At 72.2% G+C, this 15,330-nt stretch carries 14 protein-coding genes; 11 read left to right on the plus strand and 3 right to left on the minus strand.

Annotated elements, in window-relative coordinates; genetic code table 11:
* The first annotated feature begins 162 nt into the window (after window positions 1-162).
* From ACF08N_RS30980 to hemB, 8 genes are all read left to right on the plus strand, one after another.
* Window positions 163-888, plus strand: a complete 726-nt coding sequence (locus ACF08N_RS30980; RefSeq protein ID WP_392328029.1) for a redox-sensing transcriptional repressor Rex — start codon at window positions 163-165, stop codon at window positions 886-888.
* Window positions 885-2,705, plus strand: a complete 1,821-nt coding sequence (locus tag ACF08N_RS30985; RefSeq protein ID WP_392328030.1) for a glutamyl-tRNA reductase — start codon at window positions 885-887, stop codon at window positions 2,703-2,705. Before ACF08N_RS30980 ends, ACF08N_RS30985 begins: the two co-directional genes overlap by 4 nt.
* A complete protein-coding gene (hemC, locus tag ACF08N_RS30990; protein WP_392328031.1) occupies window positions 2,702-3,661 on the plus strand; it encodes a hydroxymethylbilane synthase in 960 nt (319 codons plus the stop codon). The genes ACF08N_RS30985 and hemC overlap by 4 nt, the downstream gene beginning before the upstream one ends.
* Window positions 3,658-5,319 (plus strand): uroporphyrinogen-III synthase, encoded by a 1,662-nt coding sequence (locus tag ACF08N_RS30995; protein WP_392328032.1) that lies wholly within the window; start codon window positions 3,658-3,660, stop codon window positions 5,317-5,319. The genes hemC and ACF08N_RS30995 overlap by 4 nt, the downstream gene beginning before the upstream one ends.
* A gap of 291 nt (window positions 5,320-5,610) precedes the next feature.
* Entirely contained in the window at window positions 5,611-6,042 is a 432-nt protein-coding gene (locus ACF08N_RS31000; protein ID WP_392328033.1) for an NfeD family protein, read from the plus strand.
* Window positions 6,043-6,045: 3 nt separating this feature from the next.
* A complete protein-coding gene (locus ACF08N_RS31005) occupies window positions 6,046-7,089 on the plus strand; it encodes an SPFH domain-containing protein (RefSeq protein ID WP_392328034.1) in 1,044 nt (347 codons plus the stop codon).
* Between the two features lie 150 nt (window positions 7,090-7,239).
* A complete protein-coding gene (locus ACF08N_RS31010) occupies window positions 7,240-8,094 on the plus strand; it encodes a class I SAM-dependent methyltransferase (protein ID WP_392328035.1) in 855 nt (284 codons plus the stop codon).
* 259 nt (window positions 8,095-8,353) lie between these two features.
* Entirely contained in the window at window positions 8,354-9,355 is a 1,002-nt protein-coding gene (hemB, locus tag ACF08N_RS31015; protein ID WP_392328036.1) for a porphobilinogen synthase, read from the plus strand.
* Window positions 9,356-9,413: 58 nt separating this feature from the next.
* Here the strand turns inward: hemB and ACF08N_RS31020 are convergent, their stop codons facing one another.
* Window positions 9,414-10,073 (minus strand): TetR/AcrR family transcriptional regulator, encoded by a 660-nt coding sequence (locus ACF08N_RS31020; RefSeq protein WP_392328037.1) that lies wholly within the window; start codon window positions 10,071-10,073, stop codon window positions 9,414-9,416.
* Between the two features lie 97 nt (window positions 10,074-10,170).
* Here ACF08N_RS31020 and ACF08N_RS31025 point away from each other — a divergent pair, with 97 nt between their 5' ends.
* From ACF08N_RS31025 to ACF08N_RS31035, 3 genes are read left to right on the plus strand one after another with little or no spacing between them, the layout of a single operon-like run.
* Complete coding sequence (locus tag ACF08N_RS31025) at window positions 10,171-10,332, plus strand: hypothetical protein (RefSeq protein ID WP_392328038.1); 162 nt, start codon at window positions 10,171-10,173, stop codon at window positions 10,330-10,332.
* Window positions 10,333-10,391: 59 nt separating this feature from the next.
* Window positions 10,392-10,799 (plus strand): VOC family protein, encoded by a 408-nt coding sequence (locus ACF08N_RS31030; RefSeq protein WP_392328039.1) that lies wholly within the window; start codon window positions 10,392-10,394, stop codon window positions 10,797-10,799.
* Complete coding sequence (locus ACF08N_RS31035) at window positions 10,796-11,308, plus strand: DUF1772 domain-containing protein (RefSeq protein WP_392328040.1); 513 nt, start codon at window positions 10,796-10,798, stop codon at window positions 11,306-11,308. Before ACF08N_RS31030 ends, ACF08N_RS31035 begins: the two co-directional genes overlap by 4 nt.
* Window positions 11,309-11,450: 142 nt before the next feature.
* On the opposite strand, the gene ACF08N_RS31040 is transcribed toward ACF08N_RS31035, so the two are convergent.
* Both ACF08N_RS31040 and ACF08N_RS31045 read right to left on the minus strand, forming a co-directional pair.
* Window positions 11,451-14,225 carry an alpha/beta hydrolase family protein gene (locus ACF08N_RS31040; protein WP_392328041.1) on the minus strand — a complete coding sequence of 925 codons (2,775 nt, stop codon included), beginning with the start codon at window positions 14,223-14,225 and terminating at the stop codon, window positions 11,451-11,453.
* A gap of 173 nt (window positions 14,226-14,398) precedes the next feature.
* A complete protein-coding gene (locus ACF08N_RS31045) occupies window positions 14,399-15,244 on the minus strand; it encodes a glycoside hydrolase family 19 protein (RefSeq protein WP_392328127.1) in 846 nt (281 codons plus the stop codon).
* Window positions 15,245-15,330: the final 86 nt, after the last annotated feature.

The raw sequence follows: 15,330 nt of genomic DNA on the forward strand, positions 1-15,330 counted from the left end.
GGTTCCAGGATCCGGTGCCCGGATCGCGTGACCCCGGTCACTTTGCACGGACAAAGCGGACACAATCTTTGTGCACGCGTTCACAAAGACATAGCCTGCATTCGACGGGGCGGTCTTGGGACACACGGCCGCCTGCAGCCTCGCTCATCCCGCAGGAGCACCGTGGCAACTGGCCGAAATCACCGACCGGCGACCCGTAGCCGAGGAATCCCCGAGGCCACCGTCGCCCGGCTTCCGCTGTACCTGCGCGCCCTGACGGCGCTCTCGGAGCGGTCCGTGCCCACGGTCTCCTCGGAGGAGCTGGCCGCGGCCGCGGGCGTCAACTCCGCGAAGCTGCGCAAGGACTTCTCGTACCTCGGCTCGTACGGAACCCGTGGCGTCGGCTACGACGTCGAGTACCTCGTCTACCAGATCTCCCGCGAGCTCGGTCTGACGCAGGACTGGCCGGTCGTCATCGTCGGTATCGGTAACCTCGGCGCCGCCCTCGCCAACTACGGCGGCTTCGCGTCCCGCGGTTTCCGGGTCGCCGCGCTGATCGACGCCGACCCGGCCATGGCCGGCAAGCCCGTCGCGGGCATCCCCGTCCAGCACACGGACGAGCTCGAGAAGATCATCCGGGACAACGGGGTCTCGATCGGCGTCATCTCGACGCCCGCCGGCGCCGCCCAGCAGGTGTGCGACCGGCTCATCGCGGCCGGTGTCAGCTCCATCCTCAACTTCGCCCCGACCGTGCTGAACGTGCCGGACGGCGTCGACGTGCGCAAGGTCGACCTCTCGATCGAGCTGCAGATCCTCGCCTTCCACGAGCAGCGGAAGGCCGGCGAGGAGGCCGAGGCCGCAGGCCGGAAGGGACCCGACGGGGACATGCCCGCCGTGATGCCCGTATGAGTCTCCTCGTCGTCGGACTGAGCCACCGCAGCGCTCCCGTGAGCGTGCTGGAGCGTGCGTCGCTGTCCATCGATGCGCAGATCAAGCTGCTGCACGACACCCTCGCGGCGGAGCCCGCCACCGAGGCGACGGTCCTCGCCACGTGCAACCGCATCGAGCTGTACGCGGACGTGGACAAGTTCCACGCAGGCGTCGCCGAGCTGTCCACGCTGCTCGCGCAGCACAGCGGGGTCGGGCTCGAGGAGCTCACCCCGTACCTCTATGTGCACTACGAGGACCGGGCCGTCCACCACCTGTTCTCGGTGGCCTGCGGGCTGGACTCGATGGTCGTCGGCGAGGGCCAGATCCTCGGCCAGATCAAGGACGCTCTCGCGCGCGGGCAGGAACTGCACACCGCGGGCCGGCTGATCAACGACCTGTTCCAGCAGGCGCTGCGCGTCGGCAAGCGCGCCCACAGTGAGACCGGGATCGACCGGGCCGGGCAGTCGCTCGTCACCTTCGGTCTGGAGCAGCTGGCCGCGGGAGAGCCCGTTGAGGCATGGGCCGCGGACAAGCGGGCCCTGGTGATCGGCGCCGGCTCGATGTCGTCGCTCGCCGCGACGACGCTGGCGCGCCTGGGCGTACGCGAACTGGTCATCGCCAACCGGACCACAGAGCGCGCGGAGCGGCTGGCCGCGGCGCTCTCCGAGTCGGGCGGCGTGCGCGCGCACGCGGTGCCGATGGGGTCCGTCGCCGACGAACTGACACGTGCCGACGTCGCCGTCTCGTGCACCGGCGCGACGGGCCTGGTGCTGACGGCCGAGGCCGTCGCGACGGCGCTCGCGCAGCACGTCGTGCCCGAGACCGCTCCGGGCAGGGACCTGCGCGCCCCCGAGGGCAGTGTGGTGGCCCGCCTGGCCGCCATGGCGGCCCGCGACGGCCGCGTGGCCGAGCTGCCGGGCGGCGCGGACGACCTGGCTCCGCCGGCTGGGGCCGACCGGTCCGCCGGCCCGGACGCGCCCGGTGTCCCAGGGGCACCCGCGGCGGACCGCGACGCGTCCCGCAGCGGCGAGGCGGCCGGTACGGACCGGGCTGCCGGGCGCGCCGGCGACACCGACGCCGTGCGCGTGACGGACCTCCCCGCGGCGCAGGCGGCTGCCCTCGCGGGCGTAGCCGGTCTCGACGGTGCGGACGTTGCCCCAGGCTCCGAGTGCCCCGTCGGGCTCGACGACTCCCTGGCGCAGCACGGCGCCTGGGTCGACAACGCCTCCCGCGCACGCGCCGCCTCCACCCGTACGGCCACCGTGCGCAGCGGCAACGGCCATGCCCGGCTCGCGCTGCTCGACCTGGCCATGCCGCGCGACATCGACGCCGCCGTCCACCGCCTCGCCGGCGTACGGCTCGTGGACATCGAGTCGCTCGCCGAGGCGTCCGCCGACGCGCCCATGGCCGCCGACGTGGACCAGGTCCGCTCGATCGTCTCCGACGAGGTCGCCGCCTTCGGCGCGGCCCAGCGCGCCGCCCACATCACCCCGACCGTGGTCGCCCTGCGCACCATGGCCGCCGATGTGGTGGCAGGCGAGATGGCCCGCCTCGAAGGCCGGCTCACCGGCCTCGATGAGAAGCAGCGTGCCGAGATCACCCAGACCGTGCGCCGCGTGGTGGACAAGCTCCTGCACGCGCCCACCGTGCGGGTCAAGCAGCTGGCGAGCGAGCCCGGCGGCGCCGGGTACGCGGACGCGCTGCGGACCCTCTTCGACCTCGACCCGGAGACGGTCGCCTCCGTCAGCCGGGCCGACCTGAATGACGCAGACGTCAAGAACCGAGGGCGAGTATGACCGAGAGGGCACTGAGGCTCGGGACCAGGCGCAGCAAACTCGCCATGGCCCAGTCCGGGCACGTGGCTGAGGCGGTGCGCCGGCTCACCGGCCGCGCCGTCGAGCTCGTCGAGATCACGACGTACGGGGACGTCTCCCGCGAGCACCTGGCGCAGATCGGCGGCACCGGCGTGTTCGTCGCGGCCCTGCGGGACGCGCTGCTCCGCGGCGACGTGGACTTCGCCGTCCACTCGCTGAAGGACCTGCCCACCACGCCGCACGAGGGTCTGACGCTGGCCGCGACGCCCAAGCGGGAGGACCCGCGCGACGCGCTCGTCGCCCGCGACGGGCTGACCTTCCACGAGCTCCCGGACGGCGCCCGCGTCGGCACCGGTTCGCCGCGCCGCATGGCGCAGCTGAACGCGTACGCCCGCTCCCACGGGCTGCGCATCGAGACCGTGCCGATCCGCGGAAACGTCGACACCCGGATCGGATACGTACGGAACGGGGAGCTCGACGCCGTCGTGCTCGCCGCTGCCGGACTCCACCGCATAGGCAGGATCGACGAGGTGACCGACTTCCTGTCGGTCGACTTCGTCCTGCCGGCCCCCGGCCAGGGGGCCCTGGCGATCGAGTGCTCCGCGGCCGACGCGGACCTTGCCGCCGCGCTCGGCGGACTCGACGACCCGCACACGCGGGCCGCTGTGACCGCCGAACGTTCCCTGCTCGCCGCCCTGGAGGCCGGCTGCTCCGCACCCGTGGGTGCGCTGGCCGACCTGCTGGCCGACGGCCAGGATGCCACCGAAATGCGCCTGCGGGGCGTCGTCGGCACGACCGACGGCTCCGCGCTGGTGCAGCTGTCCACCACCGGTCCCGTACCCACGTCGCACGGCGACGCCATCGCGCTCGGTCGCGAACTCGCGTCCGAGATGCTCGCCAAGGGTGCGGCCGGTCTTATGGGGGAGCGAGCACTTTGAGCCCCACCACCTCGAACCTTCCGGCCCTCGCGGCACACGGGCACGTCACCTTCCTGGGTGCCGGTCCCGGCGACCCCGGGCTGCTGACCCTGCGCGCCGTCGAGGCGCTCGCCGGCGCGGACGTGCTGATCGCCGAGCCCGCCGTGCTCGATGTCGTACGCGGCCATGCGCGGGCAGGCGTGAGCACGCCTGAGCTGACGGTGGTTGACGATGCGTCAACAACCGCCGGGATCCCCGTACTCAGGGATGCGGCCAATCTTGTCATGGAGGCCGCGCGGGGCGGCAAGCGGGTCGTCCGTGCCGTGACCGGCGACCCGGGGCTGGACACCGACGCCGGCCGGGAGATGCTGGCGTGCGCGTCCGAGGGGATTCCCTTCGAGGTCGTGCCCGGTGTGGCGACGGCCGTCGGCGTGCCCGCGTACGCCGGTGTCCCGCTCCGCGACGAGCAGGGCACGGACGTGCGGTTCGTCGACGCCCGCACCGCGTCGGACCGGTGCTGGACCGAGGTCGGCGCGAGCGACGGCACGGTCGTCGTCTCCACGACGCTGGACACGGTCGCCGCCGCGGCGGGCGAGCTGGTGGCCGCGGGCCGCAAGCCCGACACCCCGCTGACGGTCACCGTCGCTGGTACGACCACGCGCCAGCGCACCTGGACGGCGACGCTCGGCACCATCGCGCAGACGCTGAAGCAGGCGAAGGTGCTGCCCTCCCCCGAGGGGCACCAGCCCGTCATAGCCGTGGTCGGTGAGCGCAGCGCCGCCGCCCAGCGCGACCAGCTCGCGTGGTTCGAGTCCAAGCCGCTGTTCGGCTGGAAGGTGCTCGTGCCGCGTACCAAGGAGCAGGCGGCCTCGCTCTCCGACCAGCTCCGTTCCTACGGTGCGGTGCCGCACGAGGTCCCGACGATCGCGGTCGAACCGCCGCGCACCCCGCAGCAGATGGAGCGCGCGGTCAAGGGCCTCGTCACCGGACGCTACGAGTGGATCGCCTTCACCTCGGTGAACGCGGTCAAGGCCGTGCGGGAGAAGTTCGAGGAGTACGGGCTCGACGCCCGTGCCTTCGCCGGGATCAAGGTCGCGGCGGTCGGCGAGCAGACGGCGGCCGCGCTGGTGGACTTCGGCGTGAAGCCGGACCTGGTGCCGAGCGGTGAGCAGTCCGCGGCCGGGCTGCTGGAGGACTGGCCGCCCTACGACCCGGTCTTCGACCCGATCGACCGCGTCTTCCTGCCGCGCGCCGACATCGCGACCGAGACGCTGGTCGCGGGCCTGATCGAGCTCGGGTGGGAGGTCGACGACGTGACCGCCTACCGGACCGTGCGGGCGTCGCCGCCGCCGGCGGACACGCGCGAGGCGATCAAGGGCGGCGGCTTCGACGCGGTGCTGTTCACGTCGTCGTCGACCGTGCGGAACCTGGTCGGCATCGCCGGCAAGCCGCACAACGTGACCGTGATCGCCTGTATCGGCCCCGCGACCGCGAAGACGGCCGAGGAGCACGGGCTCAGGGTCGATGTCCTGTCGCCCGAGCCGTCGGTGCACAAGCTGGCGGAGGCGCTGGCGGAGTTCGGCGCGCAGCGGCGGGCGGCGGCCGTGGAGGCGGGCGAGCACGTGACGCGCCCGTCGGAGCGGCGTCCCGGCGGACGGCGGCGTCGTACGACGACCTGACGCTTGCGCGTGGGGGCGGGTGGGGTGCTTTTCCCTACCCGCCCCTTCGCCGTACCTGGGGCAGCGCTGCCGGTTCCCGTCACGTCTCCGGGCTCGGCTCCGGCCCGCTCGGCTCCGGCCCCGCGGCCGGGGACCGCTGCCTCGGAACGGAATAAATTACCCTGAAAGGGTCAAGTAGTCGCCTCGGGTGCTCGTATCGGTGGAGCTCCGTTCATCGGCATCCCGTACCGGCGAACCAAGCGGCTGCAGCCCGTTCCATGTGCGCACCCCCACCGGTCAGGAGGGCTGCTGATGGATCCATGGCTCATCTGGTTGATCATCGCAGCGGTGTTGGCGGTGGTGGAGATCTTCACGCTCACAGCCGCGCTCGGAATGCTGGGCGGTGCCGCGTTGGTCACGGCGGGCTTCGCCGCGGTGGGACTGCCGCTGCCCTTGCAGTTCCTGGTGTTCACCGTCGCCGCTGCGGTCAGCCTGCTGTTCCTGCGCCCCATCGCGTTGCGCCACGTGCGCCGGCCCCAGGGGCAGCGATTCGGCGTGGACGCTCTGGTCGGCCGGGCTGCCTATGTCGTCTCGGAAGTGACGGGCATGGGCGGAAGGGTGCGCATCGGCGGCGAGGAATGGACGGCCCGCGCCTATGACGAGACGCTGGTGATCCCTCCCGGAGCGACCGTCGACGTCATAGAGATCAGCGGCGCCACCGCGCTCGTCCACCCCCGGGAGTGAACCATGGAAGCCTCGGCGCTCCTCGTCGCCGGCCTGATCGTCGCACTCTTCGCCGTCTTCACCGTGGTACGGGCGGTACGCATCGTGCCGCAGGCACGCGCGCGCAACGTCGAACGGCTCGGCCGCTACCACCGCACCCTGCAACCCGGCCTCAGCGTTGTCGTCCCCTACATCGACCGCGTCCACCCAGCCATCGACCTGCGGGAACAGGTCGTGTCCTTCAGGCCGCAACCGGTCATCACCGAGGACAACCTGGTCGTCGAGATCGACACCGTCATCTACTTCCAGGTCACCGACCCGCGTGCGGCTGCCTACGAGATCGCGAACTTCCTCCAGGCGGTCGAGCAGCTCACCGTCACCACGTTGCGCAACGTTGTCGGGTCGATGGACCTGGAGAAGACCCTCACCTCGCGTGACACCATCAACAACCAGCTCCGTGGCGTGCTGGACGAGGCCACCGGCAAGTGGGGGCTGAGGGTCAACCGGGTGGAGATCAAGGCCATCGACCCCCCGCAGTCCATAAAGGACGCCATGGAGAAGCAGATGCGGGCCGAGCGGGACAAGAGGGCCGCGATCCTCGGCGCCGAAGGGCAACGCCAGGCACAGATCCTCACCGCTGAGGGCGACAAGCAGTCGGCCGTCCTTCGCGCGGAGGGCAACCGTACCGCCGAGATCCTCAAGGCCGAGGGCCAGTCCCGGGCCATCGACGAGGTGTTCCAGGCCGTGCACCGCAATGATCCCGACCCCAAACTCCTGGCCTACCAGTACCTCCAGATGCTGCCCCAGCTCGCGCAAGGTCCGGGCAGCACGTTCTGGGTGATCCCCAGCGAGGTCACCTCGGCCCTCCAGGGTGTCGCCCGTGCCTTCGGCGAAACGCTGCCCCAGTCACCGGCGACTCGGGAGAAGACCTCCGAGGACAAGGCCGCCGATCAAGCCGCCGACGACACGGCACAGGCCGCAGAGGCCGCTGCCGAGGCACTCGCCGACGCGGCCAAGGCCGACGGCGTCACCTCCGGCACTCCCCTCCCGCCACGGCACCGCCGTTGAGGTCAGGACCGGCTGCCGCGGGTGGGGCAGACCCTGGTTGCGGGACGGGGCCGGCAGCTGCCACCCATCGCCGGGGGTTGGCGGCCGCGAAGGCGGGGGCGTACACCGGAATCAGAACGCAGCGCGGGTGAGAACGAGTGGGTGACCGTCATGAGCGCCAGGACTCTGCACGTCGATCCGTCCAACGCCGAGCAGGCCCGCGCATGGGACGGTGACGAGGGCTCCTACTGGGCCGAGCACGCCGAGCAGTTCGACCGCGCCGTTCACGTGTACCAGCGGCCGTTCCTCGACGCCGCCGCCCTCCACAGGGGCGAGCGTGTCCTGGACATCGGCTGCGGCAACGGGCAGACGTCCCGCGCCGCCGCCCGGCTCACCGTCGGCGGGCCCGTGCTCGGCGTCGACCTGTCGGGCGCGATGCTGGCCGTCGCCCGGCGGGCGGCCGAGCGGGAGGGGCTCGACAGCATCCGCTACGAGCAGGCGGACGCCCAGACGTATCCGTTTCCCGAGGCGTCCTTCGACGTCGCGATCAGCCGCATGGGGTCCATGTTCTTCGCCGAGCCGGTGACGGCGTTCCGCAACATCGCCCGCGCGCTGCGGCCCGGCGGCCGGCTGGTGCTGCTCGTGTGGCAGGGCCTGGAACGCAACGAGTGGTTCCGGTCCCTCACGACCGCGCTCGCGGCGGGCCGCGACCTCCCCACGCCGCCGCCCGGCGCGCCCGGCCCGTTCGCCATGGCCGATCCCGATGTCGTACGGGAAAGGCTCACGGCCGCCGGGTTCGAGGAGCCGCAGCTGACGGGGCTGCTCCGCCCCCTGTACTTCGGGCGGGACGCGGACCGCGCGTACGCCTTCGTCTCCGGAATGCTCGCCTGGCTGGCCGAGGACCTCGACGACGTCGGCCGGGCGCGGGCCCTCGCCGGTCTGCGGCTGAACATCGAGGCCCATGCGACACCGGAGGGTGTGCTCTATGCGTCGGCCGCCTGGATCGTCACCGCCCGGCGCCCCTAGGGGGTGTCTCGCCGATCATGCCGGGCTCGCGACGCCCTGCGACCCCGTCTTCCGCGTTGTCGTCGGTCGCCATGGCTCCGCCATTGTCTCCTCCCCTACGCCTCCGGCGTGGGAAGTACCCCCACCTCCGCCTTGGATCCGGGGCCGCATGACGCCGCTCACCGATCCGGCCTGACCGGCGAGACACCCCCTGGCGGCCGCCCCGGCGCCGACGGGCTGTCGGCATTTGCACCCTCGTGGCGGGCGTAGCGTGGCATGCATGACTGTGTACGGATCCTTTCCCGGTGCGCGGCCGCGGCGGCTGCGGGTGAATCCTGCGATGCGGCGCATGGTCGCCGAGACTCGGCTGCATCCGGCCGATCTGATCCTTCCCGCCTTCGTACGGGAGGGGATCAGCGAGCCCGTTCCGATCTCCGCCATGCCCGGCGTCGTGCAGCACACCCGGGACACCCTCCGCAAGGCTGCCGTCGAGGCGCGTGAGGCGGGCGTCGCCGGGATCATGCTCTTCGGGGTGCCCGATGACGCCAAGAAGGACGCGGCGGGAACGGCGGGCACGGACCCCGACGGAATCCTCCAGGTCGCCATCCGGGACGTGCGGGCCGAGGTCGGCGACGAGCTCGTCATCATGTCCGACCTGTGCCTGGACGAGTACACCGACCACGGCCACTGCGGCGTCCTCGACGCCGACGGCCGCGTCGACAACGACGCCACGCTGGAACGTTACGCCGAGATGGCCCAGGTCCAGGCGGACGCCGGCGTCCACGTGGTCGGCCCCAGCGGCATGATGGACGGCCAGATCGGCGTCGTCCGCGACGCGCTGGACACCATCGGCAAGGAGGACGTGTCAATCCTCGCGTACACCGCGAAGTACTCCTCCGCCTTCTACGGCCCCTTCCGCGAGGCCGTCGGCTCCTCGCTCCGCGGCGACCGCAAGACGTACCAGCAGGACCCGGCGAACGCCCGGGAGTCGATGCGGGAGTTGGCGCTCGACCTCGAAGAGGGCGCCGACATGGTCATGGTCAAGCCCGCGGGGCCCTACCTCGACATCCTGGCGCGCTTCGCGGACGAGGTGGACGTGCCGGTCGCGGCGTACCAGATCAGCGGCGAGTACGCGATGGTCGAGGCCGCCGCCGAGAAGGGCTGGATCGACCGCGAGGCCGCGATCGCCGAGAGCCTCCTCGGCATCAAGCGCGCGGGCGCGAGCATGATCCTGACCTATTGGGCGACGGAGGTCGCCCAGCGGATCAGCGCGGGTCGCTGACCCGAGGACTCCCGGACGGCCCGGTGCTCGCACGAGCGCCGGGCCGTCTGTCGTGCGGTCAGGCGACCGCGTAGTCGGCGAGTGCCGGTTCCAGCAGGTCGAAGGCGCGGGCGGCCTCGTCCGCGACGGTCCGCGCGATGTCGTCGTTGGCGCGGCCGGCGAGGGTGAGTTCCTGGATGCGCCCGAACAGAACCCGGTGCACCCCGCCCAGCAGCGCCGCGGCCGTGCGGGGAGTGATGTCGTCGGCGGAGGTGCCCGTGGCCCGGGCCAGCGCGTCCGCCAGAGCCTCCTCGCGCCGGTCGTGCAGACCGCGCAGACAGGCCGACAGGGTCGGACTGTCGTCGATCATGCGCGAGAAGTCCGGGCCCGCGAAACCGGCGACCGGATCCTGGGCCGCCACGGCCGCCTCGAAGGCGCGGCGCAGCGCCGTGAGGGCCGATTCGCCCGCGGACCGGGAGGCGACGGTGTCCGCCAGGCCGGCGGTGAACGCGTCCTGGTGGTCCAGTGCCATGTCCTCCTTGCGCGGGAAGTAGTTGGTCACCGTCTTCTTCGCCACGCGCGCGGCGTCGGCGATCTCCGCGATGGTCGTCCGCTCGAAGCCCTGGGCCATGAACAGCCTGGTCGCGTGATCGGAGATCAGCTGTCTCGTCTCGCGCTTCTTGGACTCCCGAAGACCTGTCGTGGCGGCAGGCGCCGGGGTGCTCGTCTCGTTGCTCATGAGGGAATCTTACATCCGTAGCAATTTTATGTTGACACCCTGGCTCTCCTCGGTCTAAGTTTACGTCCAACGTAAGTTTCCATCGAGAGGACATCGTATGCAGCGAATCGATCTCGCCAAGCTCCTCGCCGAGCAGGCCGGCAACCCGGCCGCCCGCGGACGGCAGCAAGGTGGTCGACAGCCCGCACAGCTCCGCCCCGTCCGATTCCAGGACCGCCACCGCGGCGCACGCAACCTCCCGCGCCGCAGCTCCTACTGACCGACCCGACCGCCACCGTGGCACGTCGGCTCCCTCACCTCGCAGAAACGGGACACACCTTGCAGATCACCGCCTCCACCGTCTCGCTCACCGTCGACGACGTGGCCGCCTCCCAGGCCTTCTTCACCACCCACCTCGGCTACCAGGAGCAGGCCGCCGCCGACGGCTTCGCCTCTCTCACCCGGGCCGACGCCGCAGTCGACATCGTGCTGCTGCGGCGCGGCATCGAGGTCCTGCCCGCGGAGCAGCGCGACCGGCACGCCGGCGGACTGATCCTCGCCTTCACCCTCACGGGACTCGAGGCCGAGGAGAAGCGTCTGCGCGCCGAGGGCGTCGACATCACCATGCCGCTGCGCGAGGAGCCGTGGGGCGAGCGGCTCTTCCAGATCACCGACCCCAACGGGGTGATCGTCCAGTTCGTCGAATGGGTCACCCCGGCCGCCGACAGCGAAGAGGAGAACGCATGAGAACAGTGACCACCGCGGCCCTCGTGGCCTCCACGGTGGCGACCGGGCTGATGGCCGGTCTGTTCGCCGCCTTCGCCTACGCCGTCATGCCGGGACTCGCCCGCTCGGACGACCAGGTGTTCGTCCAGGTCATGCAGCACATCAACCGCGTCATCATCAACGGCTGGTTCCTGGTGCCCTTCCTGCTGCCGCTGCCCCTGCTCGTCCTCGCGGCGGTCCAGCCGGGGGGCGGGCACGGCGGCGCGGCCCGCTGGTGGATCGTCGCCGCGCTCGTCCTGTACGTGGTGGCGTTCGGTGTGACCGGCACACAGAACGTGCCGCTCAACGAGGCGCTCGACAAGGTGTCCCTCGCGGGCGACCCCGCTCGGCTCAAGGCCGCTCGGGCCGCCTTCGAGAACACATGGGTCACCTGGAACACCGTCCGGGCCGTCCTGCACACCGCGGCCTTCGGCTGCCTGTCCTGGGCCCTGTACCTTCACGGCGCGCAGGGTCCCGGCACGGGCCGTTGAAGGCGCCGTCCTCCGGGGCGAGGCGCAGGGCTGCGGCGAGGGGCGGCCGGTGCGGGCGAGCCCCGGACGGGGAGACCGGACGCGCCGGCCGACACCTGGGGCGTCGGGCCGGCGCGTCCCCGGCAAGCCGGTGCGGCGCGTCCTACGACGCGTTCCGCACCGTGCCGGTCAGGGCGGGTCCCTGCGGCTCGCCGTCGTCGCCGGTGGGCTGGAGGCGTACGTACTCGGCCGGCTCGGCCACCTGGTCACGGACCGTGGGGACCGTCACCTCGGCGCTGGTCTGCCCGGCCGGTACCGAGGCCCACAGGGAGAAGTACTCCAGGCGGGACAGGGGGACTTCACCGTCGGGGACCTCCCCTGCCATCTCCTTGAGCCACTCGGGGTCGACGTCCTTCGTCGACAGCTCGGAGCCGCCCGGGACCGGCATCACCGCGAGGGTGGTGCTGATCTCCACGTCGGCCGGGGCGGACAGGGAGACCCGCCACGTGAGCGGCTGTCCCTCGGTCACCTTGTCCGCGACCGGGGCCACGGTGATCCGGGGCATCGGGTCGTCGTTCTCCGCCGTGACCCCGCCGGCGTGCGAGCCGACGACCGTGCCGCGAACGGCCTTCACGAGCACGTCGTGGGCGACGTCCCAGGAGTACCGCTTGTTGCCCGCCACCTTCACCGGCACGTCGATGCCGGCTCCGCCGGGCCGGACCGTCACCAGCCGGTCCTTCGCCCGACCCGTGGCCGGGTCGAGGACGTACAGCCGGACCGTGCCGCTGCCCTTCCCCGACACGCGCACCGGCACCCGGTACGTGACGACGCCCGCGTCGCCCTCCTTGACCTTCAGGCGGCCGATGTCGACACGGGTCAGCGGGGCCTCCCGCACGGCGGGCGTGCCGGGGCTCCATGCCCAGGCGTCCATGAGCCACGCGCGCCCGGACGCGGTGCGCGGGGTCAGCTCCAGGGCGGCGACCTTGCGCAGGTCGAGTCCGGCGCGGGCGGCCGCGGTGAGCGGTACGCGTACCTCGCGCGCCCAGAAGGAGGAGGTGCGGTCGCTGCCGGGAAGCCCGTCCACGCGGACGCGGCCGAGGTCCGCCCGCCTGCCGGAGGCGTCGGTGACGGACACGTCCAGCTGCGTCCCGGTGGTGTTCGGCGGCACGAAGACGCGCAGCGCGAGGCTCTCGGCCCCCTTGAGCGAGAGGGGCTCCTGGGGACGCACGGTCACCGCCGAGCCGGGCGCGGTCCAGTGCAGTGCCACGGCGCGGCGGCCGGTCTCGCGTTCCGGCTGCCAGGAGGCGAAGTGCGGCGAGGAGCCGCCCGCCTCCGGGTCCAGGCACGCGGCGCGCGGGTCGGGGTCGACGGCGTTGCACAGCCGCCCGCCGGTCACCGTCACGGAGCCGTCCGGCAGGAACCCGGCGCCGCGGTTCGCGCCGACCGCGTGGGTCAGCACCCGCGCGGGATCGGCGGAGGGGGCCCGGCGGCCCGAGCCGTCGAGCAGCTCGCGCACCCGGTCGTCCCCGGCGACGAACAGCCGGGCGGCGGCGGCGATGTACGTGGCCCCGGCCCGGTGCTGCTGGTCGGCGGTCAGCCGGGTCGCGGTGCCGGGCGAGCACACCGGGTCCGGCTGCTCGGGGTCGTGCCAGAAGTCGTCGTCGGCGGGTGCCTCGGCCTGCCCCGGTGTCCACTCGCTGTTGAAGTAGTTGTGATTCGCGCCGGTCATGTACACCGCGCTGTGCAGGGCCCTGCCGCGGCTGACGCCGCGGGTGCCGTCGGCGTACACCTGGCCCTGGAGGTCGGAGACGTCACCGTCGCAGCCCGGCAGGATCGTCAGCGACGGCACGTCCGGAACCGGGTTCTGGCCGAAGATCGTCGGTCCGATGAGCACGGTGCCGCGGATGTGCCAGCGCACGGTGCCGCGGTAGCCGTCCCGGGAGGCCGGGGGCGGGTAGAGGCTGTCCATGGCGGCGCGGTTGACGCCCTCGCCGCCGCGCGAGTGTCCGACGAGCAGGACACGGGAGAGGTCGGGCCTCGGGGCGTCGCGTACGACCCCGGGGGCGGCGGCCGGCTTCGCCGCCCAGTCGGCCCAGCGGGCCAGATGCGTGCGCACCAGGGTCGAGCGCGCCTGCGCGCCGCCGTCCTCGGCGTCCCCGTCCTGGCCGTTGACGCCGTTCGCGGAGATCGACACGGTCACATAGCCCTGGGAGGCCAGCAGTTTCTGGTCGCGCAGATAGCCGCGGTGGCTCGGGATCGGCTGGGCGCCCTGGGCGCAGGGCCAGTCGATCGTGACCTCGTCGTCCTTGCCCGGGACGTAGCAGGTCGCGTGCCGGCCGTGCAGGAACAGCGCGACCGGACGGCGGCCCGGGGCGCCCTTCGGTGCGACGACGACGCCGCGCATCTCGACGGGCGCGGCGAAACCGGGCACGCGGATCGAGCCGAGCGTGTACTCGCCGGTGGTCGTGCCGTACGTGCCCGGCCTCCCCGGATCGACGGACCCTGAGGGGAGCTTGGGCGGCAGCTTCGCGGCGCGCGCGGAACGCCGGTCGCGGGCGCCCTCCGCCTGCTGGTCCAGCCGCCTGCCCGCCGCCAGCACCTGGAGGTCGGCCAGGTTCGCCGTCCGGGCGTCGTCCAGCGGCAGCCGGAAGGTGCGGCCGTCGTTCTCCGGTTCCGGTACGCCGACCAGCCTGCCGTCGGCGTGGAACTCCACCCGCGCGTCGCCCACCGGCACCGGCCGCGGTGAGCGCCACTCCAGCGTGTCCCGGCCGCCGGTGTTCGTGATGCGCCAGCCGGGCGGCAGACCCTCGTTGTCGTCGGTCACCACGGCGGGGGAGCCGCCGGGTGGCTGCGGCACGGCGTGCGCCACCGCGGGCGACACCACCGCCATCGTGAGCACCGCTGTCGCGGTGGCCCATATCTTCCGGGTACGTATCAACGTTCCCCTCCTCGACCCCGTTTCTCGGGCGCCCTGGTCTGCGGGTGCCTCTCGAAACCGGAGGACGGGGAGAAGATCCTGCGGGTTGCCTGGGGCCCGCGTGACATGGTGCGGCCGCGGCCGGGGGACGAAGTCTCCCCGGTCCGCGGCCCGTTCGGAGGTGACCGGGACGGTCAGCAGTACAGGTTGCCGCCCGGTGACACACCCAGGATCTGGGTGAACTGCTGGTACTTGCTGACCCGGCTCTGGACCTGCGCCGGGTTCTTGCCGTCGCACTCCAGCGAGCCGTTGATGGAGCGGATGGTCTGGCCGAAGCCCGCCTGGTTGACCATCGCGTTGTGCGGGGTCATGGTGCCGGGGCCGGTCTGGGTGTTCCAGTACCAAAGGCCCGTCTTCCAGGCGACGGCCGCCTCGCGCTCCACGCGCCAGGGGTTGTTCAGCAGGTCGATGCCGAGCGCGTCGCCCGCGGCCTTGTAGTTGAAGTTCCAGCTGAGCTGGATCGGGCCGCGTCCGTAGTACGCCGCCTGGCCGGCCGGGCAGCCGTAGGGCCTGCTCCAGTCGCAGTAGTGCGGGTAGTTGGCGGTGTTCTGCTCGACGATGTGGACGAGTCCGCCGGTCTCGTGGCTCACGTTCGCCAGGAAGGCGGCCGCCTCCTGCTTCTTCACCGTGTCGCTGCCGGTGGTGGCGAAGCCGGGGTAGGCGCTCAGGGCGGCGGTGAGGCCGCTGTAGGTGTAGAAGGAATTCCGGTTCGGGAACATCTGGTTGAACTGGGCCTCGCTCACGACGAAGCCGGACGGCGCGGGCGTGGAGCCGCCGCCGCAGGAGTAGGGGTCCCAGTACCAGGTGCTGATCGTCGGGCTGTAGCCCGGGTTGTCGTGCTCGGCGATGTAGTAGGCGCCGTTGTACCTGACAACGTTGCCAGTCGTGTACCAGGCGCCCTGCTGCCAATTGGGGGCGGTGTCGCACACGGAGGCGGCGGAGGCGGACGGCATCAGGACGCCGGCGAGGCCGGTGGCCATGAGGACCGCGGCCAGCAGGGCCGCGAGGCGTGTTCTCAGCACTCGATCACTCCTTTGAGCGCAACGGCTCGCGCCGGAGCGGGAGT

Origin of the sequence: Streptomyces sp. NPDC015127 (assembly GCF_043080095.1) — a bacterium.
Taxonomy (GTDB): Bacteria; Actinomycetota; Actinomycetes; order Streptomycetales; family Streptomycetaceae; genus Streptomyces.

Excerpts from the sequence above, each read along its gene's own strand:
- ACF08N_RS30985 (WP_392328030.1), top strand. The coding sequence starts at position 885 with ATGAGTCTCCTCGTCGTCGGACTGAGCCACCGCAGCGCTCCCGTGAGC.
- hemC (WP_392328031.1), top strand. The coding sequence starts at position 2,702 with ATGACCGAGAGGGCACTGAGGCTCGGGACCAGGCGCAGCAAACTCGCC.
- ACF08N_RS31000 (WP_392328033.1), top strand. The coding sequence starts at position 5,611 with ATGGATCCATGGCTCATCTGGTTGATCATCGCAGCGGTGTTGGCGGTG.
- ACF08N_RS31005 (WP_392328034.1), top strand. The coding sequence starts at position 6,046 with ATGGAAGCCTCGGCGCTCCTCGTCGCCGGCCTGATCGTCGCACTCTTC.
- ACF08N_RS31010 (WP_392328035.1), top strand. The coding sequence starts at position 7,240 with ATGAGCGCCAGGACTCTGCACGTCGATCCGTCCAACGCCGAGCAGGCC.
- hemB (WP_392328036.1), top strand. The coding sequence starts at position 8,354 with ATGACTGTGTACGGATCCTTTCCCGGTGCGCGGCCGCGGCGGCTGCGG.
- ACF08N_RS31020 (WP_392328037.1), bottom strand. The coding sequence starts at position 10,073 with ATGAGCAACGAGACGAGCACCCCGGCGCCTGCCGCCACGACAGGTCTT.
- ACF08N_RS31025 (WP_392328038.1), top strand. The coding sequence starts at position 10,171 with ATGCAGCGAATCGATCTCGCCAAGCTCCTCGCCGAGCAGGCCGGCAAC.
- ACF08N_RS31035 (WP_392328040.1), top strand. The coding sequence starts at position 10,796 with ATGAGAACAGTGACCACCGCGGCCCTCGTGGCCTCCACGGTGGCGACC.
- ACF08N_RS31045 (WP_392328127.1), bottom strand. The coding sequence starts at position 15,244 with ATGGCCACCGGCCTCGCCGGCGTCCTGATGCCGTCCGCCTCCGCCGCC.